Annotated in this window: 22 protein-coding genes; 9 read left to right on the top strand and 13 right to left on the bottom strand. The window is 69.7% G+C overall.

What is annotated here, in order from left to right; all coding sequences use genetic code 11:
• Genes IEY58_RS04850 through IEY58_RS04840 form a run of 3 tightly spaced genes read right to left on the bottom strand, consistent with a single transcriptional unit; the run spans position 1 to position 4,432 of the window.
• Positions 1 to 1,119, bottom strand: a complete 1,119-nt coding sequence (locus IEY58_RS04850) for an adenylate/guanylate cyclase domain-containing protein (RefSeq protein ID WP_189043060.1) — start codon at positions 1,117 to 1,119, stop codon at positions 1 to 3.
• Between the two features lie 11 nt (positions 1,120 to 1,130).
• Positions 1,131 to 1,496 carry a response regulator gene (locus tag IEY58_RS04845; RefSeq protein WP_189043058.1) on the bottom strand — a complete coding sequence of 122 codons (366 nt, stop codon included), beginning with the start codon at positions 1,494 to 1,496 and terminating at the stop codon, positions 1,131 to 1,133.
• Positions 1,493 to 4,432, bottom strand: a complete 2,940-nt coding sequence (locus tag IEY58_RS04840) for an ATP-binding protein (RefSeq protein ID WP_189043057.1) — start codon at positions 4,430 to 4,432, stop codon at positions 1,493 to 1,495. Before IEY58_RS04840 ends, IEY58_RS04845 begins: the two co-directional genes overlap by 4 nt.
• A 238-nt stretch (positions 4,433 to 4,670) precedes the next feature.
• On the opposite strand from IEY58_RS04840, the gene pcaC reads away from it, so the two are divergent.
• From pcaC to IEY58_RS04815, 5 genes are all read left to right on the top strand, one after another.
• Entirely contained in the window at positions 4,671 to 5,054 is a 384-nt protein-coding gene (pcaC, locus tag IEY58_RS04835; protein ID WP_189043054.1) for a 4-carboxymuconolactone decarboxylase, read from the top strand.
• Positions 5,051 to 5,755, top strand: a complete 705-nt coding sequence (pcaH, locus tag IEY58_RS04830; protein WP_189043052.1) for a protocatechuate 3,4-dioxygenase subunit beta — start codon at positions 5,051 to 5,053, stop codon at positions 5,753 to 5,755. The genes pcaC and pcaH overlap by 4 nt, the downstream gene beginning before the upstream one ends.
• A 1-nt stretch (position 5,756) precedes the next feature.
• Positions 5,757 to 6,329, top strand: coding sequence for a protocatechuate 3,4-dioxygenase subunit alpha (pcaG, locus tag IEY58_RS04825; RefSeq protein ID WP_189043050.1), 573 nt, complete (start codon positions 5,757 to 5,759; stop codon positions 6,327 to 6,329).
• A 7-nt stretch (positions 6,330 to 6,336) separates the two neighbouring features.
• Complete coding sequence (pcaB, locus tag IEY58_RS04820; RefSeq protein ID WP_189043048.1) at positions 6,337 to 7,695, top strand: 3-carboxy-cis,cis-muconate cycloisomerase; 1,359 nt, start codon at positions 6,337 to 6,339, stop codon at positions 7,693 to 7,695.
• A 172-nt stretch (positions 7,696 to 7,867) separates the two neighbouring features.
• Complete coding sequence (locus IEY58_RS04815) at positions 7,868 to 8,521, top strand: hypothetical protein (protein ID WP_189043047.1); 654 nt, start codon at positions 7,868 to 7,870, stop codon at positions 8,519 to 8,521.
• Between the two features lie 7 nt (positions 8,522 to 8,528).
• Here IEY58_RS04815 and IEY58_RS04810 read toward each other — a convergent pair whose 3' ends face one another.
• The 6 genes from IEY58_RS04810 to IEY58_RS04785 all read right to left on the bottom strand — a co-directional run bounded on the left by IEY58_RS04810 (position 8,529) and on the right by IEY58_RS04785 (position 16,718).
• Complete coding sequence (locus tag IEY58_RS04810) at positions 8,529 to 9,365, bottom strand: DODA-type extradiol aromatic ring-opening family dioxygenase (RefSeq protein WP_189043045.1); 837 nt, start codon at positions 9,363 to 9,365, stop codon at positions 8,529 to 8,531.
• A 12-nt stretch (positions 9,366 to 9,377) separates the two neighbouring features.
• Entirely contained in the window at positions 9,378 to 9,917 is a 540-nt protein-coding gene (locus IEY58_RS04805) for a MarR family winged helix-turn-helix transcriptional regulator (protein WP_189043043.1), read from the bottom strand.
• A gap of 68 nt (positions 9,918 to 9,985) precedes the next feature.
• A complete protein-coding gene (locus tag IEY58_RS04800; protein WP_308422390.1) occupies positions 9,986 to 12,676 on the bottom strand; it encodes a nitrate reductase in 2,691 nt (896 codons plus the stop codon).
• Positions 12,673 to 13,017, bottom strand: coding sequence for a nitrite reductase small subunit NirD (gene nirD / locus IEY58_RS04795; RefSeq protein WP_229743488.1), 345 nt, complete (start codon positions 13,015 to 13,017; stop codon positions 12,673 to 12,675). The genes IEY58_RS04800 and nirD overlap by 4 nt, the downstream gene beginning before the upstream one ends.
• A 5-nt stretch (positions 13,018 to 13,022) precedes the next feature.
• Positions 13,023 to 15,485, bottom strand: a complete 2,463-nt coding sequence (gene nirB / locus IEY58_RS04790; RefSeq protein ID WP_189043041.1) for a nitrite reductase large subunit NirB — start codon at positions 15,483 to 15,485, stop codon at positions 13,023 to 13,025.
• 21 nt (positions 15,486 to 15,506) lie between these two features.
• A complete protein-coding gene (locus IEY58_RS04785) occupies positions 15,507 to 16,718 on the bottom strand; it encodes a nitrate/nitrite transporter (RefSeq protein ID WP_189043039.1) in 1,212 nt (403 codons plus the stop codon).
• A gap of 389 nt (positions 16,719 to 17,107) precedes the next feature.
• Here IEY58_RS04785 and IEY58_RS04780 point away from each other — a divergent pair, with 389 nt between their 5' ends.
• Positions 17,108 to 18,829: a bifunctional protein-serine/threonine kinase/phosphatase gene (locus IEY58_RS04780; protein ID WP_189043037.1), complete on the top strand. Its 1,722-nt coding sequence runs from the start codon at positions 17,108 to 17,110 to the stop codon at positions 18,827 to 18,829.
• Position 18,830: 1 nt separating this feature from the next.
• On the opposite strand, the gene IEY58_RS04775 is transcribed toward IEY58_RS04780, so the two are convergent.
• The 3 genes from IEY58_RS04775 to IEY58_RS04765 are packed head-to-tail and all read right to left on the bottom strand — an operon-like array spanning position 18,831 to position 21,808.
• Positions 18,831 to 19,895, bottom strand: a complete 1,065-nt coding sequence (locus tag IEY58_RS04775) for a CmpA/NrtA family ABC transporter substrate-binding protein (protein WP_189043035.1) — start codon at positions 19,893 to 19,895, stop codon at positions 18,831 to 18,833.
• Complete coding sequence (locus IEY58_RS04770; protein WP_189043033.1) at positions 19,882 to 20,484, bottom strand: ANTAR domain-containing response regulator; 603 nt, start codon at positions 20,482 to 20,484, stop codon at positions 19,882 to 19,884. The genes IEY58_RS04775 and IEY58_RS04770 overlap by 14 nt, the downstream gene beginning before the upstream one ends.
• A gap of 37 nt (positions 20,485 to 20,521) precedes the next feature.
• Positions 20,522 to 21,808: a cobyrinate a,c-diamide synthase gene (locus IEY58_RS04765; protein ID WP_189043031.1), complete on the bottom strand. Its 1,287-nt coding sequence runs from the start codon at positions 21,806 to 21,808 to the stop codon at positions 20,522 to 20,524.
• 138 nt (positions 21,809 to 21,946) lie between these two features.
• Between IEY58_RS04765 and cobG the strand changes: the two genes are divergently transcribed.
• The 3 genes from cobG to IEY58_RS34705 are packed head-to-tail and all read left to right on the top strand — an operon-like array spanning position 21,947 to position 25,385.
• Positions 21,947 to 23,227: a precorrin-3B synthase gene (cobG, locus tag IEY58_RS04760; RefSeq protein WP_189043029.1), complete on the top strand. Its 1,281-nt coding sequence runs from the start codon at positions 21,947 to 21,949 to the stop codon at positions 23,225 to 23,227.
• A complete protein-coding gene (locus IEY58_RS04755; RefSeq protein WP_456057517.1) occupies positions 23,224 to 23,862 on the top strand; it encodes a precorrin-8X methylmutase in 639 nt (212 codons plus the stop codon). Before cobG ends, IEY58_RS04755 begins: the two co-directional genes overlap by 4 nt.
• Positions 23,859 to 25,385 carry a precorrin-2 C(20)-methyltransferase gene (locus IEY58_RS34705; protein WP_189043028.1) on the top strand — a complete coding sequence of 509 codons (1,527 nt, stop codon included), beginning with the start codon at positions 23,859 to 23,861 and terminating at the stop codon, positions 25,383 to 25,385. The genes IEY58_RS04755 and IEY58_RS34705 overlap by 4 nt, the downstream gene beginning before the upstream one ends.
• On the opposite strand, the gene IEY58_RS04745 is transcribed toward IEY58_RS34705, so the two are convergent.
• Positions 25,373 to 26,110, bottom strand: coding sequence for a cobalt-precorrin-6A reductase (locus IEY58_RS04745; protein WP_189043026.1), 738 nt, complete (start codon positions 26,108 to 26,110; stop codon positions 25,373 to 25,375). The genes IEY58_RS34705 and IEY58_RS04745 overlap by 13 nt on opposite strands.
• Positions 26,111 to 26,124 lie beyond the last annotated feature (14 nt).

The raw sequence follows: 26,124 nt of genomic DNA, 5'->3' as shown, positions 1-26,124 counted from the left end.
TTAACCCTGCTTCAGTCCGATCACGTGACTCACTTCCGTTGGCCGACTGAGGCCCTTGAAGGTCGCTTCGCCAAGCGAGCGGAGGTCGGCAAAGGGCTCGACTGCCGCAGCGACGCGGGCGGTTACCAGAATCTCGCCGTCCTTTGCCTCGGCGCAAAGCCGAGCCGCCAGATTGGTCACGGTGCCGATCGCCCCATAGTCGGCGCGCCCTTCGAAGCCCATCCGCCCCAATGTGGCGAAGCCTTGCGCAATGCCGATGCCGAAGCCGATCTCATGGCCACGCTTGCGCCAGCTCGCCGCAAGAAGTGCAACCGCATCGCGCATGGCGACGGCGAGCCGGACGGCACGCTCGGCCGGGTCGGGACACGGGAGCGGATCGTTGAAGAAGACCACGAGCCCGTCGCCGGTGAACCGCTCGAGCGTGCCCTCGAACTGATGGATGAGCGGACCCAAGGCCTGATGGTAGCCGTCGAGCAGCGCCATCACTTCTTCGGGCTCGCCGACCTCGGCAAAGCTTGTGAAGCCCCGCAGATCGCAAAACAGCACCGCGATGTCCCGGCGGTGGCTCTCGAGAATGCGGTCGTCGCTGGCCGAAACGATCATTTCCGCGAGTTGCGGCGGCAGGAAGCGCTTCAGGCGGCCGACGCGCTCGATCTCGCCGATCTGCGCCGCGACACGCTCCTCGAGCGTCTTGTTCCAGGAGGCGAGCTCCGCCGCCTGCTCCTGCACCGTGTCGTGAAGCGCCTTGATCCGCAGCATCGAACTGACGCGCGCAACCAAGGCGGCATGATCGAAAGGCTTCGTGAGGTAGTCGTCGCCGCCGGCGTCGAGACCCGACACGACGTCCTTGGCGTCGGCCTTGGCGGTGACAAGGATGATCGGAATGAACGGCAAGCTCGCGTCTGCCTTGAGGCGCCGCGTCACCTCGATGCCATCGAGCTTCGGCATCATGATGTCGAGGAGAACGAGGTCAGGCCGGTCTCGCCGGACACGCTCAAGCGCCGCCTCGCCATCGGTTGCGGTGATGATCTCATAGCCACGGCTTTCGAGACGCACCCGGGCAATGTCGAGGTTGGCCTCGTTATCGTCGACGATCAGGATGCGGGGCGGATCATGCATGGCGCAGCCATTCAGCCGAGAGATTCGCGCACCATCGCCAAGAGCTGGCGCGGGCTGAACGGCTTGGCGATGTAGCCGTCACAGCCAGCCGCGCGCGTCTTCGCCTCGTCGCCCGGCAGGGCATAGGAGGTGACGGCGATGATGGGAATGTGCCCTGTCGCAGGATCGGACTTGAGCCGCCGCGTCGCCTCGTAACCGTCGATCCCCGGCAGCTGGATGTCCATGAGGATGAGGTCGGGGGCGTGACTCGCCGCCATCGCGACGCCGCTCGGCCCGTCGGCGGCCTCGAGGAGCTCATAGCCAGCACTGGTCAGGAGGTCGCGAACGATCCGGCGGTTGTCCTCCGTGTCCTCGACCACGAGCACCCGCTTCGTCATTGCGCCGCCTCCTTCTGCTCCTCGGCCTGGACCGGCACGACCAGACGGAAGGTCGAGCCTAGCCCCGGCGCGGACTCGACCGTCAGGCGGCCCCCGTGCATTTCGGCGATGCGCTTCGCGATGGCCAAACCCAGTCCGGTGCCACCCTTCTCCCGCGTCGTCGTGTTGTCGACCTGATGGAACTCCTCGAAGATACGCTCCTGGTCGGCCACGGCAATGCCGGGACCGGTATCGCGCACGGCGACCTCGAAGTTGCCGCCCGTAGCCGTGGCGGCGAGTTCGACCGTTCCTTCGTCGGTGAACTTGATCGCATTGCCGACAAGGTTCAGGAGCGCTTGGGCCAGCCGCCGCTCGTCGCCTCGACCGAGCGGCATGCCATCGGCGATATTGGTGCCGAGTGTCAGCCCTTTCGCGCGCGCCAGGGACTCGGTCGACGCCACGACGGAGGTCACGATCGCCGCCATCGAATAATCGTCTATCGCCAGCGTGAGCTGGCCCGCCTCGATCTTGCTGAAATCGAGCACGTCGTTGATGAGACTGAGAAGGTGCTTGCCGTTGGCCTGAACACGCGCCAGCACATCCAGCACCTTCTCCGGGAGGTCTCCGTAAATGCCGTCCGCGAGCAGCTCGGCGTAGCCGAGGATTGCATTGAGCGGCGTGCGCAGCTCGTGACTCATGTTGGCGAGGAATTGCGACTTGTGCAGGCTCGCGACGGCGAGCGCGCGGCCCTGCTCTTCGACCTCGCGGAAGAGGTTGGCGTTCTGGATCGCCAAGGCCGATTGGCTGGCGAAGGTCTGCATCAGATGGACCGTGTCCTCGGGGAACTCCCCGAGCGTCTTCTTCTGGATCGCGAGCGCGCCGAACACGCGCTCGGCGCCAACCAACGGGACGATCAGCACGGAGCGGAACCCGGCGGCAACGATAATGTCGCGCAGCGGCAGGTGAGGTCCGGCACTGAGGTCGGGAATCTGAACCGGCGCGCGCGCCTTGACCGCGCGAGCGAGCGCCATCGTCTCGTCTTCGCGGATCCGCACACCACGGATCTGTTCCGTCAGCGCTTCGTCATATCCCCAGGACGTGCCGAGCAGGAACCGGCGGTCGGACTTGCGGTAACGGAAGATTGCCCCGGCATCCGCGCCGGACAGCGCGACGGCGCGCGTGACGATGGTCGTGAGGACAGTGCCGAGGTCGAGCGTCGAGCTCACGGCCTGACCGACCTCGCGCAATGTCGTGAGCTCATCGACCGATCGGGCAAGTTCGGTCGTGCGTTGGCGCAGCTCACCGAGCAGGCGGGCGTTCTCGATTGCAATCACCGCCTGGTCGGCGAATGTCTGCAACAGGTTGATCTGCACATCGGTGAAGGCGCTGGGGCGCCGACGCATGACCAGGATGGCGCCGATGGCAAGGCCGTCGCGCACCATCGGTACGAACACGAACGCCCGGCCTCCGGCCTTCGCGACCGTGTGCCGCATGCGACTGCGCGGGTCGACCATGATGTCCGGCGCGTGCACGACGGTCCGTTGCTCGATGGCTTCGGCCAGAAGGCCAACCGGCTCCGACGGGAACGCCGCCTGCAGCGGCGCGATTTCCTCGACGTCGATGCCGTGCAAGGCCACCAGATGCGCAAGCCTGCCGTCATAGCGAAAGATGACGCCGAAATCGCCTTCGCAAAGTCGCTGCGCGCTCGCTGCGATCGCCTCGAACACCGGCTGCGCGTCCGCGGGCGAGCTGCTGATCGCGCGGAGCACGTCGCTGGTCGCGGTCTGGTGGTCCAGTGCCTCCGATAGATCGCGCGTGCGCGCCTCGACTTTCGATTCCAGCGTCGCATAGGACTCCTGGAGCTGCGCGCCCATGCGGTTGAAGCAGTCGGCGAGTTCTTCGATCTCGTCGCCCGTGCGCACCTCGATGCGGTAGTCGAACTCGCCCGAACCAAGCCGCTCGGCACCCAATTGCAGCCGCCGGATCGGAATCACCATGTGGCGCGCGAGAAGCCAGCCCGCGATCGCCGCAAGGAGAAAACCCAGGCCGAGCAGCGCGCCGGACCTCGCAAGCAGCGCATAAAGCGGCTCAAGCGCTTCGCTTGCGGGCAGCTCGACGAAGACGAGCCAGTGCAGCGGCGCGATAGTGGCGTGCGCCGTCAGGACCGAGGCCCCGGCGTAGTTCGGGGCGATTGTCACCCGCTCGGCCGCATCCTGCATGCTGTCCGGGGCGGCAAGCGCTTTTGCGACCTGAGGCAACGCCGAAAGATCGGTGTCGCGAAGGACCAGGCTGATGTCGGGATGGGCGATGAGGCGGCCGTCCTGTCCCACGACATAGGCATAGCCTGCCTTGCCCACCTTGATGGCGCTCACCACGTCCCAGATCAGCTTCAGGTTGACCTCGGCGACGGTGACCCCGGGGTGGCCGCCAGCCTGGGCAAGGGCGATGGTCATGTATGGCTCGGACTGCTTGCGGAAATAGACCGGGCTGAACCAGATCTTCCTCGCGACCGCTTCCTTGAACCTGGGCTCCTCGGAGTAGTCGATGCCGCTCCCGGCAACGTCCATGGCAAGACGCGAGACTTTGAGCTGCTCGCGACCGTCGCCGTCGAGCTGTTCCAGCTCGGTAATCGCGGGTACCTGCCGCAGCAGCCGAAGATAGTCGAAGCGGCGCTGGTCGGCAGAGCCCCTCGCCCATTGCGCGTTCGTCGTCCAGCCGATCTGATGCTCGATCTCGTCGACGAACTCCACGATGCGCCGAGCGGCGGACTCCGCTTTCTCCTGTTGGATACGGACGAGCGTCTGTTTCGCCTCTTCGTAGGAGAACCAGACCTCGAGCATGCCGTTGGCAACGAGAACCAGGCTGACGAGCCCGATCAGCCAGATCACGTACTTGACGAAAAGCCGTCCGCCGCGTGGCCTCGCCGAAGAGGTGCCGTCGCCTGAGGACGCGCTCATTCGATCGCCTCATCGGCGATCGCGAGCAGCGGCAGGAACTGACGCCGGTTCAGTTGACCGAATTGCATGTGCTGCCCTCATCGAGGGACCCGCGGACATGATACCGGATTAGCGAGCATTGCATCAGAGAGACGACGCTTCGCTGTTGACAATAGTTATGGTCTTAAACTGAAATGCCGGACAGCCAGATTGTCCGGGCCGATCGGCCGGGCAGCCCCAAGGGAGAGGAACGGCCGCGATGGATGACGAACTCTACGCGCGCGGCATGAAGGTCCGGCGCGCGGTCCTGGGCGACGCTCACGTCGATCGCGCGACCCAGAAGATCACGGACTTCGATCGCGATTTCCAGGAACACATCACGCGCCACGCCTGGGGCGCCATCTGGGACCGGCCGGGCCTCGACCGCCGGGTAAAGCATCTCATCACCATCACGCTGATGGCGGCCTTGGGGCACGAGGAGGAATTCGCCATGCACCTCCGTGCTACGCGCCAGACCGGGGTCACGGCCGACGAGGTCAAGGAGGCCCTGATGCATGTCGCGGTCTATGCCGGCGTTCCGATGGCCAACAGCGCCTTCCGCATCGCCAAGACGGTCTTCGCCGAAATGGAGCAGCAGCCATGAGCACGCCCGACAGTTTCAACCCGGTGCCGGCGGGGACACACCCGGCCTACGCCTCGCCCGAATATAAATCGACCATCCTGCGCTCGCCGGCGCAGCCGCTGGTCCGTCTGCCCCATACGCTGACCGAGGTGACCGGGCCGCAGCCCGGCGCCGACGTGCTGGGCCCGACCGTCGCCGACTTCACGAAGTACAATGGCGGCGAGGCGGTCGGCGAGCGGATCATCGTGACCGGCCGCGTGCTTGACGACTACGGCCGTCCGGTGCCGCACACGGTGCTCGAGATCTGGCAGGCCAACGCCGCCGGTCGCTACCATCATCCGGTCGACCAGCACGCGGCACCGCTCGACCCGCATTTCCTCGGCAGCGGTCGCGTCACGACCGACGCCGACGGCACCTATCGCTTCCAGTCGATCAAGCCCGGCGCCTATCCGTGGAAGAACCACCACAATGCCTGGCGGCCGAACCACATCCATTTCAGCCTGTTCGGCCCCGGCATGGCGACCCGACTCATCACCCAGATGTATTTCCCGGGCGACCCGCTCCTGGCGCTCGACCCGATCTACAACAGCATCCCGGACGCGGCAGCACGCCAGCGGCTCGTCTCGCATTTCGACATCGAGGTGACCCAGCCGGAATATGCGCTGGGCTACCGCTTCGACATCGTGCTGCGCGGCCGGCACGCGACCCCGATGGAGAATTGACATGTCCGGACTGACCAGCTCCCAGACGATCGGCCCGTTCTTCCATCATGCGCTCCTGCGCGACGGCCAATCGACCGTGACCCGGCCGGCGAGCCAGGGCGAGCGCATCATCGTCGAAGGCAAGGTGACCGACGGCGACGGCGCGCTCGTGACCGACGCCATGATCGAGATCTGGCAGGCGAACGCCGCCGGCCGCTACGACCACCCGGCCGACACCCAGGACAAGCCGCGCGATCCGGCGTTCCACGGCTTCGGCCGCGCCCGAACGGACGCCAACGGCATCTACCGGTTCGAGACGGTCAAGCCTGGTGCCGTGCCCGGCCGCGGCAACAGCCTGCAGGCGCCGCACATTGCCGTCACGATCTTCGCCCGCGGCCTCTTGAACCATCTCTCGACCCGGCTCTATTTCGCCGATGAGCCGCTCAACGACAGCGACGCGGTGCTGGCACTGGTGCCGGACGCCGCCCGGCGGCAGACCCTGATCGCGACGCCGGTTGCGGGCGCCCCGGTCAAGACCTACCGTTTCGACATCGTCCTGCAGGGCGAGGGCGAAACCGTGTTCTTCGAGATCTGAGGCGGCCATGACGTTGAACCCCGCCGATTCACTGCTGTTCGGCGGGCTCTACGGCACCGACGAGATCCGCGACCTGTTCGCGGACCGCCGGCGCCTCGGGTTCATGCTGACGGTCGAGGTCGCACTCGCCCGCGCGGAAGCGGCCGTCGGCGTCATCCCGGCCGACGCCGCCGAGGCCATCGCCGCGGCAGCCGACCCCGATCGGCTCGATCTCGCAGCATTCCGCGTCGAGACCGAGAAGGCGGGCCAGCCGGTCATGGCACTCGTCAAGGCGCTGACCAAGGCGGCCGGCCCCGAGGCCGGGCGCTGGGTCCATTGGGGGGCGACGACCCAAGACATCACCGACACGGCGCTGGTGCTGCAGCTTCGCGCGGCACTCGACATCCTCGAGCGCGACCTGGCGGCGCTCGTCCGGGCGCTCGCCCGGCAGGCCGACGCCCATCGCCTGACCGTCATGGCCGGGCGCAGCTTCCTGCAGCAAGCGCTGCCGGTCAGCTTCGGCTACAAGGCAGCGGTCTGGCTCATGCCGTTCCTGCGCCATGTCGAACGGCTCCATCAGCTGAGGCCGCGCCTGCTGCAGGTCCAGTTCGCCGGCGCCGTCGGCACGCTCGCCTCGCTTGGGCCGCAGGGCCGCGCCGTGACCGAGCGGCTTGCGGCGGATCTAAGCCTCGCCGCCCCCATCGCCCCTTGGCACAGCGCGCGCGACACGATCGCGGAACTCGGCGCCTGGCTCGGCCTCGTCGCCGGCAGCCTCGCGAAATTCGCCGGCGACGTGACGCTCCTGGCCCAGACGGAGCTGGGCGAGCTGGTCGAGACGACCGAGACCGGCCGCGGCGGCTCCAGCACCATGCCGCAAAAGCGCAATCCCATCATCAGCACGCATATCGTCGCCGCAGCGATGGCCGCGGAAGCGCAAGTGCCGCTGCTCTTGGCCGCCCAGCATCACCAGCTGGAGCGCGCCGTCGGCCCGTGGCAGGCGGAGGCGCTTGCCCTGCCCCAGGCGCTGGCACTCACGGCGGGCGCGCTTGCCCAGGCGGTCCGCGTCGCGGAAGGCATGAAGCCGGATCCCGAGCGCATGCGCGCCAACCTCGCCATCACCAACGGCCTCGTCATGGCCGAGCGGGTCATGATGGCGCTCGCCGAGCGGCTTGGCCGCGATGCCGCCCATCACCTGGTGCAGGCCGCCTGCCAGCAGGCGTTGGCCGAGCACCGGCCATTGCGCGAGATCCTGGGCGAGACGGCCGAGGTCGCGAGCCGGTTCGACGCGGCGGCGCTCGACCGGCTGCTCGACCCCGCGGGCTATCTGGGCGAGAGCGGCGTCGTCATCGACCGCGTGGTCGCCGCCGCGCAGGCATTTCCAGCCTGACCCTCGCCCGCCTCAAACGCATTACCGCTGTAGCCGCTTCGGCGGGAACGGAAACCGCCGCGTAATCCTCGCCCTCGACAGTCCCAGGTTCCCCGGACGCGCCTATCCGCCACGGCCTTCCTTGAAAAGCCGCGTCCGCATTGCCTCCGGCCGTCGGCATCGAGGAACGAGCATGAAGGATCTAGGCTACGGCAAAAAGGGTTCCGGCGACGGCAAATGCCCGCGCTGCGGCAAGGGCTCCGATACGCACGAGATCGCGAGCTGCGACATCACGGACGGGACGGTAGCGGGCGTCAAGGCCATCCTGGCCTCGACCAAGGCGGCACGCGGAGCGGCCGACCACATGGTCGGTGCCGCAATCGCCCGGACGGACACGGGCCTCGAGATCAAGCTGATCGCCGTCAGCGGTGGCGGTGACATGCCGGGCACGGTTTCCGGCTGGCAGGCGGCCAACGTCAAGGTCCCAAAAACGAGCGCGGGCTGGACCGACATCTACGGCGAGACCTTTAGCCTGCCGGCCGACCTGGTCGCCCGGCAGCCGCAGGTGGTGAACCGGGCCTGCGCCGCGATCAAGCTGCTGATCAAGCTCGGTGAACTGAGGAGAGCGGCGCGCGTCAAATACCGCTACAAGTCGATCACGCTCTACGAAGAGGCCGTGCCGGTCGTGGAAACCGTCACCCTGCCGAGCGGCCGGGAGAAAGAGGCCAAATCGCGCATCAACCGGTGGCGCGGCGAGTCGGGGGAGTTCATCTACGCCGCCCATTCCTGCGAGGAATGCGAGTCGCGGATCCCGCTCATGCTGTGCAGCAATCCATCGATCGACTAGGCAGCAGCTATTGCGGCAGCACCGCGATCGAGACGTGCCCGCTGCCGGCAATGGCGCCGTATTCGCCGAACCGCTCGCCACGATAGCGCTCCGCCGTCTCGTCGAGCGCACCCAGGAAGGCGGCGAGCGGGCGGCCGCCCATCTCGACGCCGGAGGCCTCGGCATAGGCCGGCAGCGCCGCCTTGGCGGCCGCGATGTCGCCGTTGAGCACGAGCCTCAAGAACTCCTGATCGACGGCGAGCGCCGCCTCGGGTGACCAGGCGCGCGGCCCGCGCACCATGCGGGCGGCGAAGGCGGTGCTGGCGACGAACACGGCGCGCCGGCCGAGCGTCTCGGCCGTCTGCCGGACGAGGCGGCCGAGCCGGAGCCCGTCGTCGAGCGAGCCCAGGAGGCAGGTGCTGACGAGCACGGCCGGCAGCCGGTTCTCGGGGTCGATGAGGTGCAGCGGCACGGCACTGCCATAGTCCCAGGCGAGATCGGTCGTCGACGACACGGGCATGCCGGCACCCCGCAAACCGTCGACGAGTGCCGCCGCGAAGGGTGGATCGCCTGGCCGGTCATAGGGCAGGTCGAGGGTCCGGCTTGCATCGGGATCGCGGCAGACGCCGCGATGCTGCGGATCGGCGCCGACGAACCACAGGAACGGCGACGCCCAATGGGAACTCTCGACGACCAGCAGATCGGGCCCGAGCGCGCGCACCGCGGCGCCGAGCGCCTCTGCCCCGGCGCGGATGCCGCGGGCATAGAGCGGCACATCGGCCGGATCGACCAGCTTCGGACTGTGGGGCGTCACCACGCTCGCGAGCAGGCGACCCTCCAGGGAGCGGGCCACGGGGCGAGCCATGGGGCGCGCGCCCTATTCCGCCTCTTGCCCGTTCAGCCGGCACAGGAGGCGCAGCAGCGTCTGCCGTTCCTCCTCGCTGAGCGGGGTCGTCACCTGCCGTTCATGGTCGCGCACCACGCCCTTCAGCCGCGCGATCAGCACCTGGCCGGCCCGGCTCGGCACGACCGCGTGCGAGCGCCGGTCGGCCGCCGATTTCTCGCGCACGACCAGGCCGCGCGCCTCGAGCTTGTCGAGCATCGGCACCAGCAGCGAGCGGTTGCTGCCGATCGCCTTGGCGAGCGCGTTCTGGTTCAGCCCGGGATTGGCGCCGATCAGCACCAGGAGGCCGAACTCGCCCGGCGACACGTCGAGCTCTTCGAGCCGCTTCAGGAACGAGTTGAACACGCGCACCTGGGCCCGGCGCAGCTGATAGCCAAGCAGTTCGGGCAGGATGTCGAGATCGACGTCCGCTGGGGTCAGCTGGAATAGCTCCGCCGCGGCCAAGGACTCCGCCCTGGACGTTACCGTGGGCGTTGCCGCCGCCTTCGCCGCCTTGCGCACCGCTTCCGTCATGGATCGTCCTGATCGTTCAGCACCGGAACAATCCTACCGGGCCGCCCGCCGGGATCGCAAGAACCGCTTCAGGCGACGGCTTCGGTCGCCTCCAGCAGGCCTTTCAGTTCGGGGATGCACGAGCCGCAATTAGTCCCGGCCTTGAGGGCGGCACCGATCTCGGCGACCGAGGCGAGACCGTCGGCCGCGATCGCCCGGCGCAGCGTGTCGATGCCGACGGCGAAGCAGGAGCAGACGATCCGGCCGACCGACGGCGCATTGCGTGCGGCACCGGCGAGCACGCCGACGCGCGAGCCGTCGGGCACGCGTTCGCCCAGTTGGGCCGCGACCAGGCTGCGGGCTGGCACGACCGCCCCCTCGGCCTCAGACAGGATCAGCCAAGCCTCGAGCCGCCCCTCGACCAGGAGCGCGTAACGATAGGTGCCGCGCCGCGCGTCGACCGCTTCGAGCCGCTCCGCCCCAACTGGCGCCGCCAGAAGTGCTGCGGCGAAGGCCTCGAGTGCCGCCCCGTCCGGCAAGGCGTCCCAGCCGGCGAGTTCATAGGCCTGGCCGCGCTCGACCGGCACGCGCGCCCAATAGAAGTCGCGTGGCAGAGCGCCGCCCGCCCGTCGGACGAGCAGGCCACGCCAGCGCGCCCGCACCTTCTCGACGGCCGCGGCCGTCGCCTTCAGTTCTGGCTGGCCCGACACCGGGTCGGTCGCCCCCTGCACCAGCCGATCCGCCGGGCCTGACGCGGTGAAATCGTCGGTCCAATGCATCGCCGCGAACAATTCGCCCGGGCGCTGCTCGGCACTCGGCTCCGCCTTGAACATGGCCGTGCCCTCGGCCGTCGTGACGCGGACAAGGTCGCCGGCGTCGACACCGAGACGGCGCGCGTCGTCCGGATGGAGCGCCAGACGCGGCTCGTCCCGATGGCTCATCAGCCGCGGCACGAGGCCCGTCCGGGTCATGGTGTGCCACTGGTCGCGGATGCGGCCAGTGTTGAGCAGGAAGGGAAACGCCTCCGTCGCTGCCGCGACGGGCGGGCGATAGCGCACGGCGACGAAGCGCGCCTTGCGGTCGGGCGTGAAGAAGCCGCCGTCCGCGAACAGGCGCCCGCCGGCCGGCCCCGAGGCCGGCACCGGCCAATGTACCGGCTCGAGCGCGTCATAGGTCGCATCCGAAAGCTCGGCCAGGCCCCCGATGTCGAAGCCGCGCGTGCCGCCGTTCTCGAAGCCCGAGAGTGCCGCATGCTCGCGGAAGATCGCGGCGGGTCCGTCGTAGGTGAAGGCGTGTGCCCACGTCTCGGCGGAGGAATGGGAGAGATGGCGGCCCAGCCGCTTGCCCACCTCGGCCAACATCCACCAGTCGGGCCGGGCCTCGCCCGGGGCCAAGCGGAACGGCCGCTGGCGCGAGATGCGCCGTTCGGAATTGGTGACGGTGCCGTCCTTCTCGCCCCAGCCGGCGGCCGGCAGGGTGACATGGGCATAGCGCGTCGTATCGGTCGGCCAGCAGTCGCTGACGACCACGAACGGGCAGCGGGCGAGCGCGTCGCGCACCCGGTCGGCGCGCGGCAGGCTCACGGCCGGATTGGTCGCCATGATCCAGAGCGCCTTGACGCGGCCGTCGGCCACGGCCTCGAACAGCTCGACCGCCTTCATGCCCGGCTTGGTCGCGATATTGGGCGCGCCCCAGAAACGGCCGACCCGCTCGATCGCCGCGGGATCAGCGAAGCTCATGTGGGCGGCCAGCTGGTTGGCGAGGCCGCCAACCTCACGCCCGCCCATGGCGTTCGGCTGGCCCGTGACCGAAAACGGCCCCATGCCCGGCCGGCCGATGCGCGCAGTCGCCAGGTGGCAATTGACGATGGCGTTGACCTTGTCCGTGCCGGCCGACGACTGGTTGACGCCCTGGGAATAGACCGTGACGGTCCGCTCGATCTCGGCGAACAGACGATAGAACGCCTGAATCTCACCGGGCTCGAGGCCGGTGATGTCGGCGACCCGCCCGGCATCCATGGCGGCCGCGACCAAGGCCGCCTCGATCCCGCTCGCATGCGCCTGGACCCACTCGGTCGCAACCCGCCCGTCCATCGCCAGATGGGCGAGCAGCCCTTGGAACAGCGCCACATCGCTGCCGGGCGCGAGCGCCAGGTGCAAGTCGGCAATCTCGCAGCTGGCCGTCCGGCGCGGATCGATCACGACGACCTTCGTGCCCCGCTGCCCGCGCGCCGCCGTGAGGCGCTGGAACAGCACAGGATGGCACCAGGCAAGATTGCTGCCGACCAGCACCACGAGATCGGCCTCTTCCAGGTCCTGGTAGCAACCCGGCACCACATCGCCGCCGAACGCGCGGTTGTGCCCCGCGACCGACGAGGCCATGCAGAGGCGCGAGTTCGTGTCGATGTTGCCGCTGCCGATGAAGCCCTTCATCAGCTTGTTGGCGACGTAATAATCCTCGGTCAGGCACTGGCCCGAGACGTAGAAGGCGACCGCATCCGGCCCATGCTCGGCGATGGTGCGGGCGAAACGGTCGGCCACCAGATCGAGCGCCGCATCCCAGCTTGCGGGCTGGCCGTCGACCAGCGGGCGGGTCAGCCGGCCGCTGTCGATCAGGGTGTCGGCGAGCGCCGACCCCTTCGAGCAGAGCCGGCCGAAATTCGCCGGATGGTCCGGATCGCCCTTCACCTGCCAGCCGTCCGCGGTTTCGGTCGCGACAATGCCGCAACCGACGCCGCAGTAGGGACAGGTCGAGCGGATTCCGCCCGGGATTTCCCTCACGGGCGCGGGACCCGGAGCAGGATGCGCTCGCCCTGGCGCAGAACATCGATCGTGCGCGTACAGCCGTGATCCGGCGCGCAAGCCTCGCCGGTCTCGAGCTCGATCACCCAATTGTGCAGCGGGCAGCTGACGCCCTTGCCGTGCACGATGCCCTGGGACAGCGGCCCGCCCTTGTGCGGGCAGCGGTCCTCAAGCGCGAAGATCTCGTCCTCGGCGGTACGGAACAGTGCGATATTGCCGATGGCGCTTGCCACGACCCGGGCGCCCAGCCGCGGGATGTCGGCGACCGTGCCGACATCGACCCAGCCATCCATCCATTCAAGCGCGGGAACTGCGGACATCAGGCCTACTCCACCAGCGCCAGAGGACGGAACTCGTGCCGCTGGGCCGCATCCTCCGCGACCCGCTCGGCCCAGGGATCGACCTGGGCGAACTGCTGGGCATAGAGGAAGCGCTCGTAGAGCGCCTTGCGGCCCTCGACGTCCTCGACGATGCGGCTCTTCACGTAGTCGAGCCCGACTCGCTCGACCCAGGGCGCCGTGCGCTCGAGATAGCGCGCTTCCTGGCGATAGAGCTCGAGGAAGGCCGCGCAATATTCCAGGACTTCGGCCTCGGTCGCGACCTTGCAGAGGAAATCGGTGCCCCTGAGCTTGATGCCGCCGTTGCCGCCGATGTGCAGTTCCCAGCCGCTGTCGACCGCGATCACGCCGAAGTCCTTGATGGTCGCTTCGGCGCAATTGCGCGGACAGCCGGAGACCGCGAGCTTGACCTTATGCGGATGCATCGAGCCCCAGGTCATGCGCTCGAGTGCTATGCCCATGCCGGTCGAATCCTGCGTGCCGAACCGGCACCATTCGGAGCCGACGCAGGTCTTGACCGTGCGGAGCGCCTTGCCATAGGCGTGGCCCGAGACCATGCCGGCGGCGTTCAAGTCACGCCAGACGTCCGGCAGCTGCTCTTTCCTCACGCCCAAGAGGTCGATGCGCTGGCCGCCGGTCACCTTGACCTCGGGAATGTCGTACTTGTCGACCACGTCGGCGATGGCGCGGAGCTCGCGCGAATTGGTGACGCCGCCCCACATGCGGGGGACGACCGAGAAGGTGCCGTCCTTCTGGATGTTGGCGTGCGCCCGCTCGTTGATGAAGCGCGACTGGGCGTCGTCGACATATTCGCCGGGCCAGGCCGCGAGCAGGTAGAAATTGAGCGCCGGCCGGCACGACGAGCAGCCGTCGGGCGTGGTCCAGCCGAGCGCGCGCATCACCGCGGGGATCGACTTCAGGCCGTCGGAGACGATGCGCGCCCGCACCTCCTCGTGCGGATGGGACGTGCATTTGCACATCGGCTTGGCGACCGGTTTCTGGTACGCCCCGCCGAGCGAGAGGGCCAGGATCTGCTCGACCATCGGCGTGCAGCTGCCGCACGACGCCGAAGCCTTGGTGTGGGCGCGCACCGCGTCGAGGCTGTCGAGCCCCTTTTCGGCGATGGCGGCAGTGATCTTGCCCTTGCACACGCCGTTGCAGCCGCAGACCTCGGCGTCGTCGGCCATGGCCGCGACCGCCGCCAGCGGGTCGACCTGCGCCCCGCCGCCGAGTGCGAAAGCCTGGCCGAAGATCAGGTTGTCGCGCATGGCGCCGACCTGTGTTCCGTCCTTCAGCAGCTGGAAGTACCAGTTGCCTTCGCTCGCATCACCGTAGAGCACGATGCCGGCGATCCGGTCACCCTTCAGGATCAGCCGCTTGTAGACGCCGCGCGAGGCGTCGCGCAGCACGATGTCCTCGCTCTCGGCGTCGCCCAGGATGTCGCCGGCCGAGAACATGTCGATGCCGGTCACCTTGAGCCGCGTGCCGGTGACGGTGCCCTCGTACAGGCTCCCCGCCGTGGCGGTGATACGGTCGGCGCAGACTTTGGCCATGTCCCAGAGTGGCGCCACCAGCCCGTAGGTCTCGCCGCGGTGCTCGACGCATTCGCCGATGGCGTAGATCGCCGGATCGGACGTCACCATGCCGTCGTCGACCAGGATGCCGCGCTTGGTCTCAAGCCCGATGTCCCGCCCCAGTGCACTGTTCGGCCGGATGCCGACCGCCATGACGACGAGATCAGCCGGAACCTCGGTGCCGTCCGAGAGCTGCACGGCGCGCACGCGATCGTCGCCCAGGAGCGCCTTGGTGTTGGCCGAGGTCATGACCTTGATGCCGCGCCGCTCGAGATCGCTCGCGAGCAACGCGCCCGCCGCCTGGTCGAGCTGCCGCTCCATGAGCGTCGGCATCAGATGGATGACGGTCACGTCCATGCCGTTGATCGCGAGGCCGTTCGCCGCCTCGAGGCCCAGGAGGCCGCCGCCGATCACGACCGCATGGCGGTGCGTCTTGGCCGCGGCCAGCATGGCGTCGACGTCGGCCATGTCGCGGAACGTCACGACGCCGGGCAGGCCGGCGCCCGGCACCGGGATGATGAACGGGTTCGAGCCGGTTGCGATCAGCAGGACGTCATAGGGCCGGACCGAGCCGTTCTCGCCCGTCACCTGGCGCGCCTCGCGGTCGACGGCGACGATCTTCTCGCCGGCGATCAGCTCGATGTCGTTCGCGTCGTACCAGGCGCGGTCGTTGATGACGATGTCGTCGAAGCATTTCTCACCGGCCAGCACCGGCGACAGCATGATGCGGTTGTAGTTCACGTGCGGCTCGGCGCCGAACACGGTGATCTCGAACCGGCCGGGGGCGCGCGCCAGGATTTCCTCGACCGTGCGCATCCCGGCCATGCCATTGCCAACAACGATCAGGCGCTGCTTGCGGGGGGTCAGCATATTCATGATGGAGCCCTCGTTGTTGAATTAGACGCGTGCGGCGCTGAGGCCGGCGGCACCCCAGGTCGTCCGCCACCGCCGCTTGACGCCGGTCAGGCCGAGAAGCGCGACGAACGCCAGGCCCGCGAACACCAGGAAGCCGGTCTGGTAGCTGCCGGTCAGCTGCTTCGAGTAGCCGAGGCTGGACGCGAGATAGAAGCCGCCGAGGCCGCCGGTCATGCCGACGATGCCGGTCATGACGCCGATCTCGCGCCGGAAGCGCTGCGGCACCAGCTGGAACACCGCCCCGTTGCCCATGCCGAGCGCCAGCATGCCGAGCACGAAGACGCCGAGCGCCATCCAGGCCGCCGGCAGGCCGAAGCTGACGACGGCGAAGGCGGATGTCGCGACCATGTACATGACCGAGAGCGCCCGGATGCCGCCGATCCGGTCGGCGACGGCGCCGCCGATCGGCCGGACCAGCGAGCCGGCGAACACGCAGGCCGCCGTGCAATAGCCGGCGGTGACCGGCGTGAGCCCGTACTGGTCGTTGAAATAGATGCTGAGCGAGGAAGCGAGGCCGACGAAGCCGCCAAACGTGACGCTGTAGAAGAACATGAACCACCAGGCGTCGCCGATCTTCAGCACCGAGAAGTAGGCAGCGAGCGACTTCGGCGGCGGGCATTCCGGGCTATCCTTCGCGAGCACGGAATAGGCCACCAGCACGATCGCGAGCGGGATCGCGACCAGGCCGAACACATTGGTCCAGCCGAAGGCAACGGCGAGGCTGGGCGCGAACAGGGCCGCGAACACCGTGCCCGAGTTCCCCGCACCGGCGATGCCGAGCGCCATGCCCTGGTGCTCCGGCGGATACCAGCGCGACGCCAGCGGCAGTGCCACCGCGAAGGAGGCGCCGGCCAGGCCCAGCACGATGCCGACCAGCATGGTCTGGCCGTAGCTGTGGATGCCGAAATACCAGGCGGCGAGCAGCCCGGCGATGACGATCGCCTGGCAGATGAGGCCGGTGAGCTTCGGCTTCAGATAGTCGACCGCGACACCGTTCACGACGCGCAGCACGGCGCCGGCCAGCACCGGGGTCGCGACCATCAGGCCCTTCTCAGCCGCGTCGAGGTGCAGGTCCTTCGCCATCTGCACGGCGAGCGGCCCCATCAGCACCCAGACCATGAAGCTGACGTCGAAATAGAGGAACGCGGCAATGAGCGACGGCGTGTGGCCGGCCTTGAGGAAACTGGTCTTCACGGCACTCTCCCGGCGGAACCGATGGGCTTGAGGCCCATCCGTCCGGTGATGGATCGCCGTTGATCCACCGCTGAAGCGGAAGCGGAACTTGACCGGCCAGATGCCCGGGTTCCGATAATCGAGACGGCCTCGCCGTTGAGGGTCGTCCGGCCCGGGAGCGCAAAGGCGCCGTCACCAGGCACCATGTTGCACTGCAAAGAGCGGGCCAACACAGAAGGCGAGCAATTCCCTCGCTGCGTCGCAGTACAGCTGGTCAAAAAATGAGCATCGTCGATCAAGCTAAAATCAAACGATTAAAATATAAGCACATTCGTATTCAGCCCGGCCATGACCGAACCGGGGGGTGTTCTCGCCGATCGACGGGAACGCCGCGTGCATGGCACAGGGGGATGAGCCAGATCGTTCTAGACACACCACGCGCCGTGCTCGACCTCCGGGCCGGTTTCGCCAGTGCCTGCGGACGGCGGGTGCGCAATGAGGATTGGGGCGGCATCTGGCTGGGCGACCGGGACCAGCGGGCGCGGCTGGGGGCACTCGCCGCCTTGGCCGACGGCATCGGCGGCGCCGAGGCCGGCCATGTCGCGGCCGAGCTCGCGGTGCGCGGTTTCGTCGACGGCTATCTGGGCCAGAGCGAGACGCTGGGCGTGCGGCGTGCCGCCGCCGTGGCGCTCGACGCGGTCAATCGCTGGATTCATGCCCAGGGCCGGAGCGATCCGGCGCTCGACGCCATGGGCACGACGCTCGCCGTACTCATCCTGCGTGGCCGCCAGGTCCACCGGCTCTCCCTCGGCGACACGCGGATCTACCGGCTGCGCACCGGGCGGCTCGCCCGCCTCACGGTCGATCATGTCTCGCCCCGGCCCGACCAGCAGCATGTACTGCTGCGCTCGGTCGGCGGTGAAGAGGGCGTGCGCGCCGACTATGCCGTCGAGACCGCGCGCGCCGACGACCGCTACCTGATCGCGACCGACGGCGTCCATGGCAGCCTCGACGACCGGCACATCGCCGAGATCCTGGCCGCGGCGGCGACACCCGACGCCGCGGCCGATGCGCTGGTCGCAGCCGCACTCGCCGCCGGCTCGCAGGACAATGCCAGCGCCATCGTACTCGAGATCCTGGCGCTGCCGCCGGCCGACACGACGGAGCTGGAGCTGGCGATCGCCGCCCTGCCGATCCTGGACCCGCCACGCCCGGGCGAGCGGATCGACGGCTACACGATCGGCACCGTGCTCGCCGACGGCCGGTACAGCCGCCTCTTCCGCTCGGTCGACGAGACGGATGGCCGGCCGGTCGCCCTCAAGTTCCCGAAGCCGCGCATTGCCGAGGACGCCTCGTTCCGGCTCGCCTTCCTGCGCGAGACCTGGGTCGCGGCCCGGGTCCGCAGCCCCTGGGTCGGCGAAGTGATCGAGCCGCCGCCCGACCGCCGGACCCGGCTCTATTCGGTCATGCCGTTCTATGATGGCGAGAGCCTGGAGCGTCGGCTTGCCCGCCTGCCCGCGATCGGCCTCGGCGAGGGGCTCGCCATCGCCAGCAAGCTCGCCAAGGCGGTGGCCGCCTTGCACCGTGCCGGCATCGTCCATCGCGACATCAAGCCGGACAACGTCATCCTGGAACCAAGCGGCGGGCTCAAGCTGATCGATCTCGGCGTCGCCTACCTGCCGCATCTGCCTGACTTTCCAACCGCTGACATCCCGGGCACGGCCAGCTACATGGCTCCCGAGCAGTTCGCTGGCAGCGTCGGCAGCGAGCGGAGCGATCTCTTCGCCTTGGGCGTCACGATCTACCGGCTGTTCAGCGGCGGCGCCTATCCCTATGGCGAGATCGAGCCGTTTTCCCATCCGCGCTTCGGCCGGCCGCAGCCGCTGGCACGCCATCGCCCGGACCTGCCGCCCTGGCTCGACGAGCTTCTGGCCCGCTGCCTCGCGGTCGATCCAGCGCAGCGCCTCAGCGACGCACTCGAACTCGCCCTCGAATTGGAGCAGGGCCAGGGCCGCCAGCGCCCGCCCACGCCGCGCCGCCGCTCGCTCTACGAGCGCAACCCGGTCCGCGTCTGGCAGGCAGTCTCGGCGGTGCTGTTCCTGCTGCTTCTGGCGGCGCTGCGCCTTCGCTGACTCACGGCTGGTCGAACAGCCGGTCGGGCACGGCCAGCTCGACCGGTTCGCCCGCCGCCCGTTCGTAGAGGTCCGGCCGATAGACGGCGCGCGCGACGGCGGCCCGGTCGACCTCCGCGCCGAACCGACCCCAGCGCGCCATCTGGTCGAGGAACCAAGCGGCATGGCTGAGGCGCGGGGCGGCCGCTCCGCCGGCGAAGAAGCGCGAGACATCGACGCCGCCACCCGGTGCCGCGCCCGGCAGAGAGGCTTGAAGTGCCGCGGCCGGCACACCCATCCGTCCGGGTGCCGCCAGCATCAGCGCGACCTCGTCGGCATTGGCTGGCACGTCGCAGAAGCGCTGGGCGCGGATGAGCGCACGCAGCACGGCGGCCAGGCCCGCCGGATGGCGCTCAGCCCAATCGGTCGTGACACCGAGGCACTTCTCCGGGTGGTTCCGCCAGATCGCCGAGCTGCGCAGGATCGTGCGACCGACGCCCTCGGCGGTCGCGACGGCGCCCCAGGGCGCGCCAGCGCAGAACCCATCGATCTCGCCCGCCGCAAGCGCTGCGACCATGTCGACCGGCGGCACGGCGACCAGCTCGACCGCCTCCGCCGGATCGAGGCCCGACGCGGCCAGCCAGTAGCGCAGCAGCAGGTCGTGCGAGGAATAGGCATGGACAACGGCAAAGCGCAGGCGCGCAGCGCCCGCCCCCCGCACCCGGACGACATCGGCGAGCCGGTGCCCGAGCGACGCCGCATCCGCCGGACCCGGCCCGATCGCCGCGGCGAGCGCCGGCGACACGGTGAAGGCGTTGCCGTTCTGGCTGATCGACAGCGGCACGAACAAGGGTGCCCCGGCGCCGCGCAGGCCCAGCGCCACGGCGAAGGCGAGCGGCGGCAGCATGACCGCGGCGTCGAGTGCCCGATAGGTGAGCTTGTCGGCGATATTGGCCCAGGACGGCTCGATCGACAGCTCCGCCTCGACCCCTTCGGCCACGAAGAACCCCTTGGCCTCGGCCACGAAGGCCGGTGCCATGTCGGTCAGCCGCACCAGGCCGATACGGATGCGCTCAGCGGGCGCCATTGGCTCCTCTCCTTTCCTTGGTCGGGGCGAGGCTGCCGTCGAGCACGTCCGCCGCGATGTCGGCAATACGCCGGCCGCGGTCCATCGCCTGGCGGCGGAGCCAGCCATAGGCGTCGGGCTCGCTCAGCCGCCGCTCCTGCATGAGCTTGGCCTTGGCGCGGTCGATCAGCACCCGTTCCTTGAGCGAGGCCTCGGCTTTCCTGAGTTCTTCCTCGACCTGCCGGTAGCGGCGGAACATCACGACCGCCGCCTCGACGATCGGCTTCACGTCCGGCAGCGCCGTGCCGACGACATTGTAGGAACTGACGCCGGCCTCGATCGCTGCCTCCATGAAGGCGGGATCGTTGCGATCGACGAACAGCACGATCGGGCTCGGATGGCGCGAGGCGACCTCGCGGATCGAATCGAGCTGGTCGCGGTCGGGCCGCGCCATGTCGACAATCACCACGTCCGGCCGGTGCCGGGCCACCGCCTGGGCCAGGCTTTCGCCGGCATCGAGACGCAGCACGTCGACCGCGCCGGAGCCGGCCAGATGGTCGGCAACGGAAGCGGCGCGATCGAGATTGGCGTCGGCGAGCAGGACCCTCATGCCCTTGCTGCACTGCAAAAGGCAGACCAGTCGGGTTTCAGGCCTGGTCGATCAGGTGCAGGAAGGAGCCGAACACGCGCCCCAGTAGCGCACCGTAGGCACCATGGCCCTCGGTCTCGAACAGGGTGGGCACGGCGCCCCGGCCGGTCTCGCGCGCGAAGTGGAACTCGTGCCCACGAAAGCAGCGGCCCGCCGGCCCAAGCGGCGTTTCGGCCGCAGCCATGATGCGGCGATAACCCAATTGCCGGCGCGGCACCGCGAACGAGGTCTCGACCGGCAGCAGCCCGAGCATGGCATGGCGCACGCCGTCGCCATCGATGAGGCCGTCGCCCAAGGCCATGTAGCCGCCGCACTCGCCATAAATCGCGGCACCGCGCGCCGCGGCGGCCAGCATGCCGCGCCGGAATTCCGCGGCGGCAGCGAGCCGGCCGGCGTGCAGCTCCGGATAGCCGCCCGGCAGATAGACCGCGTCGGCGTCGCCCGGCGGCGCCTCGTCGGCGAGCGGCGAGAAGAAGTCGAGTTCGACCCCCGCAGCGCGCCAGCCGTCGAGCACATGCGGATAGGCAAAGGCAAAGGCGATGTCGCGCGCAACAGCGATCCGTCTGCCCAGCGGCGGCAACGCCACGGCCGCGGCACCGCCGGGCGCGATCGGCCGGGCGCAGGCGGCGAGCCGGTCGAGATCGATCGCCCCCTCGAGCAGGTCGGCCGCGCGCTCGAGGAAGCCTTCGAGATCGGCCTGCTCGCCCGCCTGGACCAGCCCCAGATGACGCGACGGCACGGCGATGCCGTCGGCGCGGGCAAGTGCCCCCAGCACGGGCAGGCCGAGTTGGTCGAACGCCGGGCGAATGAGGTCGGCGTGCCGGGCCGAGCCGACCCGGTTGAGGATCGCGGCCGCGACCGTCACGTCGTCGCGAAACCGCGCGAAGCCCTGGGCGGTCGCCGCTGCCGAGACGGTCTGGCCGCGCACGTCGAGCACCAGCGCCACCGGCAGCCCGGTGAGCGCCGCCAGGTCGGCGGTCGAGCCGCCGCCATCGGCCGCCCCGTCGAACAGGCCCATGACGCCCTCGACCAGCAGCAGGTCGGTGCCCTCGGCCGCGCATGCCAGCGCATGGCGCAACGTCTCCGGTCGCATCGCCCAGGGATCGAGATTGCGGCACGGCCGGCCGCTCGCCGCGGCATGGAACGCCGGGTCGATATAGTCCGGCCCGACCTTGGCCGAGCCGACGGCGACGCCGCGGCGGCGGAACGCCCTGAGCAGGCCGAGCGTCACCATGGTCTTGCCGGAGCCGGACGCGGGAGCGGCGATGACGAGGGCGCGGGTCATGATGGCCGACCCTAGTCGAGCGATCGGCCGATGGCGACGGGAAACGACGGCGCTCGGAGCGTCGCGCGATCATTGCGCCGCCATCGTTGCGCCACCATCGTTGCGCCATTGGGGCGAGCCCGTATGATCGAGCGCACCATGACGCGCCCCTTGCCTCACCGCGAGCCCGCCGCCGGCGATCCCCAGGCGCTCACCGACTTCTGCCCGGGCATCCTCCATGCGGTGCCGGCGAAGGACGGCATGCTGATGCGCCTGCGCCTGCCCGGCGGCGTGCTGCCGCCCGCGACGCTCGCAGCGATCGCCGAGCTTGCCGCCCGCCACGGCGACGGGCACCTGGACCTGACTGCGCGCGCCAACATCCAGCTGCGCGGGATCGGGCCGGCGCAGCTCAAACCGATGACTGAGGGACTCGCGCGCGCCGGGCTGCTGCCCTCGGCGAGCCACGAGCGCATCCGCAACATCCTGGTGAGCCCGTTCGCCGGCGTTGATCCGGACGAGCACATCGACCTGACGGGGCTCGCCCAAGCGCTGGACCGGGCGCTGATTGCCGACGCCGCGCTCGCGCAACTGCCCGCGAAATTCGCCTTCACGCTCGACGGCGGCGGGCTCGGCTTCGATCCGGGCGGCGCCGACCTGACGCTGACGGCCGTGGCGCCCGACCGGCTGCACCTGAGCCTTGCCGGGCAGCCGACCGGCCTCGGCACGGCACCCGACGCGGCGGTAGCGCTGCTGATCCGCGCGGCACATGCGACCCTCGTGGTGGCGCAGAGCCATGATCTGCCGGCGCGCGGGCGGTCGATCGGCCGGGTGCCGGCGGCCTATGACGAATTCCGCACCGGCCTGGCGGCGAAATCCTGTTCCGTGCCGGCACCGCGTCAATCAGCACCCGGCTTCGGCATCGTCGCCGGCACGCTGCTGCCGGTCGTGCCGTTGGGCCGCCTCTCCAGCGCGCAGGCTTTGGCGCTCGCGGATGCCGCCCGGCAGTTCGGCTTCGACATGCGGCTCACGCCCTGGCGCAATCTCGCGCTGCGCGGCGTTGCGGCCGGGGACCTGCCCGCGCTCACGGCGACGCTCGCCTCCCTTGGCCTATCACTCGACGGCCGCGACGGCTTCGCCGGCCTCGCCGCCTGCGCCGGCAGTGCGGGCTGTGCCGCAGCGCTCGGCGACGTGCGCCACGATGCGCGCCGGTTCGCCGAGAGCGTCGCCAGCACCGCCCCGACTGCCGGCTGGGCGATGCATGTCGCCGGCTGCGCCAAGCGCTGCGCCATGCGCGGGCCAGCCGTGGTCGATCTGATTGCGACCCAAAACGGCTATGATGTGCTATTCGACGGCGTTGTCGCCCTGACTGGCCTCGCGCCGGACGAGGCGCTCGCCGCCGCCCGCACCGCCTACCGCACGAAAGCGCTTCAAACGCCGTGACCTTGGATTCCCGCGACTACCTGACCGACGGCGCCGAGATCTACCGCCGGTCCTTCGCCATCATCCGGGCCGAGGCCGATCTCTCCGGCCTCTCGCCCGACCTCGCGCGCACGGTGGTGCGCATGATCCATGCGTGCGGCATGACCGACCTGCCGCGCGATCTCGCCGCCGCACCGGGTGCCGCCGAGGCCGGACGCGCGGCACTGCTCGCCGGCGCGCCGATCCTGTGCGATGCCGCCATGGTCGCGGCCGGCATCACGCGCGCGCGCCTGCCCGCCCAGAACGAGGTGATCTGCACGCTGAACGCGCCGGAGGTGCCGGATCTGGCGGCGAAGCTCGCGACCACGCGCAGCGCCGCAGCACTCGAACTCTGGCGCGACCGGCTGCAAGGCGCTGTCGTCGCGATCGGCAATGCGCCGACGGCGCTCTTCCATCTGCTCGACATGATCGATGCCGGGGCGCCGAGGCCGGCGCTGATCCTGGGCCTGCCCGTGGGCTTCGTCGGCGCCGCCGAGTCGAAGGCGGCGCTCCAGGCCGACAGCCGCGGCGTGCCGTTCATCACCATCCTCGGCCGGCGCGGCGGCAGTGCCATCACCTCGGCCGCCGTCAACGCGCTCGCGAGCGAGGCGGAATGACCGGCCCCGTCCACCCCGGCCCCATCCGCCCCGGACGGCTCTACGGCGTCGGCGTCGGCCCGGGCGACCCGGACCTGATCACGGTCAAGGCGCTCAAGGTCATCCAGAGCGCCGATGTCGTGGCCTACCTGGCCGCGCGCCACGGCCGCAGCAACGCGCGCGCCATCGTCGCGGGCGAGCTCACCCGCGGCCAGCGCGAGCTCACGCTCATCTATCCGCTGACGACCGAGACGACCGACCATCCGGATGGCTACGACGGCGCCATCGCTGAGTTCTATGACGAGGCGGCGCGCACGGTCGCAGCCGAGCTCGATGCCGGCCGCAATGTTGCCGTGCTGTGCGAGGGCGATCCGTTCTTTTACGGCAGCTACATGTATCTGCACGACCGGCTGGCGCAGCATTACGAGACGGAGGTCGTGCCGGGCGTGCCCTCGATCATGGCTGGGGCCGCCCGGCTCGGCCGGCCGCTCGTCCGGCGCGACACGGAACTCGCGATCCTGCCCGGGACGCTGCCCGAGGCCGAGCTTGCCCGGCGCCTCGCCCACGGCCAGGCCGCTGCGATCATGAAGCTCGGCCGCAATTTCGCGAAGGTGCGCCGCGCCATCGAAACTGCCGGCGCCGCGGACAGGGCACTCTATATCGAGCGCGCGACCATGGCGGCCGAGCGGATCGTGCCGCTCCACGAAGTCGACCCGGCGCAGGTGCCCTATTTCTCGCTGGTGCTGGTGCCAGGGGCCGAGGTCGTGCCGGTGAAATGCGCCCCCGGCGCCGCCGGCCAACTGATCGTGCTGGGCCTCGGCCCCGGTGCGCCGGAATGGCTGTCGCCTGAGGCGCGCGAGGCCCTGGCCGACGCGACCGATCTCGTCGGCTACCAGCCCTATCTCGACCGGGTGCCGCCGCAGCCGGGCCAGATCCGCCACGGCTCCGACAATCGGGTCGAGGCAGCACGGGCCCGGCATGCGCTGGAACTCGCCACGGCCGGCCGGCGGGTCTGCGTCGTCTCGTCGGGCGACCCGGGCATCTTCGCCATGGCGAGCGCGGTGCTGGAGCAGGTGGAGGCCGGGCCCGCGACCTGGCGCGCGCTCGACATCCGCATCGTGCCCGGCATCTCGGCCATGCAGGCGGCGGCAGCCCGGGTCGGCGCCCCCTTGGGCCATGATTTCTGCGTCATCTCGCTGTCGGATCGCCTGAAGCCCTGGCCGACCATCGTCGAGCGGCTGGACGCCGCGGCACGCGCCGATTTCGCGCTGGCACTCTACAATCCGATCTCGTCGGAACGGCAGTGGCAGCTGGGCGAGGCGCGCTCGGTGCTGCTGCGCCATCGCGCGCCCGAGACACCCGTCATCGTTGCACGCGACGTCGGCGGCGCCGGCGAGCGGATCACGGTGACCGACCTCAAGGGGCTCGACCCGGCTGAGGTCGACATGCGGACGATCCTGCTGATCGGCAATTCCCAGACCCGCCGGCTTGCCGGCGTCGAGGGGCGGCCGCTGGTCTATACGCCGCGGCGCTACGGGGTGTGATGCGGCCGGTCGAGCCAGGCCACGACCGCCTCCAGGCTGCCGGCCTCGTCGGTCGCCGGGCGGGCCGGCCGCTCGACCATCACCACCGGCAGACCGAGCGCGCGCGCCGCCGCGATCTTGGCATAAGTCGCGGGGCCGCCGCTGTTCTTCGAGACGACGAGATCGATCGCGTGGACGCGCATAAGATCGATCTCGTCCGCGAGCGCGAACGGCCCGCGCGCCAGCAGCAGCGCGTGCCGGGTCGGCAACGGCCCGTCGGGCGGGTCGATCGTGCGGATCAGGAACCAGGCGTCCACGGCGGCGAACGGCGCCAGTTCCTGCCGGCCGACCGTCAGGAACACACGGCCGCGGCAGAGCGAAGCCGCCGCCGCTATGTCGGCGACCGGCAGCCAGCGATCGTTCGCCTGCGGTTGCCAGGCGGGACGCACGAAGGTCAAGAGCGGCACGCGCACGCGCCGGCAGGCTTCGGCGGCGTTCCAGCTCATACGCGCCGCGAACGGATGGGTCGCATCGACGACTGCATCAATGCGCTCAGCCTTGAGATAGGCCGCAAGCCCATCGACGCCGCCAAAGCCGCCGACGCGCACGGCGCCCGTGGGCAGGCTGGGGGCGGCGACCCGGCCGGCGAGCGACGAGACGATGTCGAGATCGGCTCGGCCGGTGAGATGGCGGGCGAGCATTGCCGCCTCGCCGGTGCCGCCCAGGATCAGCAGCCGCCGTTTCATCGGGCGGGCGCGCC

This window comes from Aliidongia dinghuensis, from assembly GCF_014643535.1.
Taxonomy (GTDB): Bacteria; Pseudomonadota; Alphaproteobacteria; order ATCC43930; family CGMCC-115725; genus Aliidongia; species Aliidongia dinghuensis.
This window is presented reverse-complemented; position numbering and strand designations above follow the sequence as displayed.

What these genes read in the sequence shown, in the direction of transcription:
- IEY58_RS04840 (WP_189043057.1), bottom strand. Translation starts at nt 4,432, where the DNA reads ATGAGCGCGTCCTCAGGCGACGGCACCTCTTCGGCGAGGCCACGCGGC.
- IEY58_RS04805 (WP_189043043.1), bottom strand. Translation starts at nt 9,917, where the DNA reads ATGACGGAAGCGGTGCGCAAGGCGGCGAAGGCGGCGGCAACGCCCACG.
- pcaB (WP_189043048.1), top strand. Translation starts at nt 6,337, where the DNA reads ATGACGTTGAACCCCGCCGATTCACTGCTGTTCGGCGGGCTCTACGGC.
- IEY58_RS04850 (WP_189043060.1), bottom strand. Translation starts at nt 1,119, where the DNA reads ATGCATGATCCGCCCCGCATCCTGATCGTCGACGATAACGAGGCCAAC.
- IEY58_RS04775 (WP_189043035.1), bottom strand. Translation starts at nt 19,895, where the DNA reads ATGGCGCCCGCTGAGCGCATCCGTATCGGCCTGGTGCGGCTGACCGAC.
- IEY58_RS04765 (WP_189043031.1), bottom strand. Translation starts at nt 21,808, where the DNA reads ATGACCCGCGCCCTCGTCATCGCCGCTCCCGCGTCCGGCTCCGGCAAG.
- nirB (WP_189043041.1), bottom strand. Translation starts at nt 15,485, where the DNA reads ATGAATATGCTGACCCCCCGCAAGCAGCGCCTGATCGTTGTTGGCAAT.
- IEY58_RS04745 (WP_189043026.1), bottom strand. Translation starts at nt 26,110, where the DNA reads ATGAAACGGCGGCTGCTGATCCTGGGCGGCACCGGCGAGGCGGCAATG.
- IEY58_RS04815 (WP_189043047.1), top strand. Translation starts at nt 7,868, where the DNA reads ATGAAGGATCTAGGCTACGGCAAAAAGGGTTCCGGCGACGGCAAATGC.
- nirD (WP_229743488.1), bottom strand. Translation starts at nt 13,017, where the DNA reads ATGTCCGCAGTTCCCGCGCTTGAATGGATGGATGGCTGGGTCGATGTC.
- pcaC (WP_189043054.1), top strand. Translation starts at nt 4,671, where the DNA reads ATGGATGACGAACTCTACGCGCGCGGCATGAAGGTCCGGCGCGCGGTC.
- IEY58_RS04780 (WP_189043037.1), top strand. Translation starts at nt 17,108, where the DNA reads ATGAGCCAGATCGTTCTAGACACACCACGCGCCGTGCTCGACCTCCGG.
- IEY58_RS04810 (WP_189043045.1), bottom strand. Translation starts at nt 9,365, where the DNA reads ATGGCTCGCCCCGTGGCCCGCTCCCTGGAGGGTCGCCTGCTCGCGAGC.
- IEY58_RS04845 (WP_189043058.1), bottom strand. Translation starts at nt 1,496, where the DNA reads ATGACGAAGCGGGTGCTCGTGGTCGAGGACACGGAGGACAACCGCCGG.
- cobG (WP_189043029.1), top strand. Translation starts at nt 21,947, where the DNA reads ATGACGCGCCCCTTGCCTCACCGCGAGCCCGCCGCCGGCGATCCCCAG.
- pcaH (WP_189043052.1), top strand. Translation starts at nt 5,051, where the DNA reads ATGAGCACGCCCGACAGTTTCAACCCGGTGCCGGCGGGGACACACCCG.
- pcaG (WP_189043050.1), top strand. Translation starts at nt 5,757, where the DNA reads ATGTCCGGACTGACCAGCTCCCAGACGATCGGCCCGTTCTTCCATCAT.
- IEY58_RS04770 (WP_189043033.1), bottom strand. Translation starts at nt 20,484, where the DNA reads ATGAGGGTCCTGCTCGCCGACGCCAATCTCGATCGCGCCGCTTCCGTT.
- IEY58_RS34705 (WP_189043028.1), top strand. Translation starts at nt 23,859, where the DNA reads ATGACCGGCCCCGTCCACCCCGGCCCCATCCGCCCCGGACGGCTCTAC.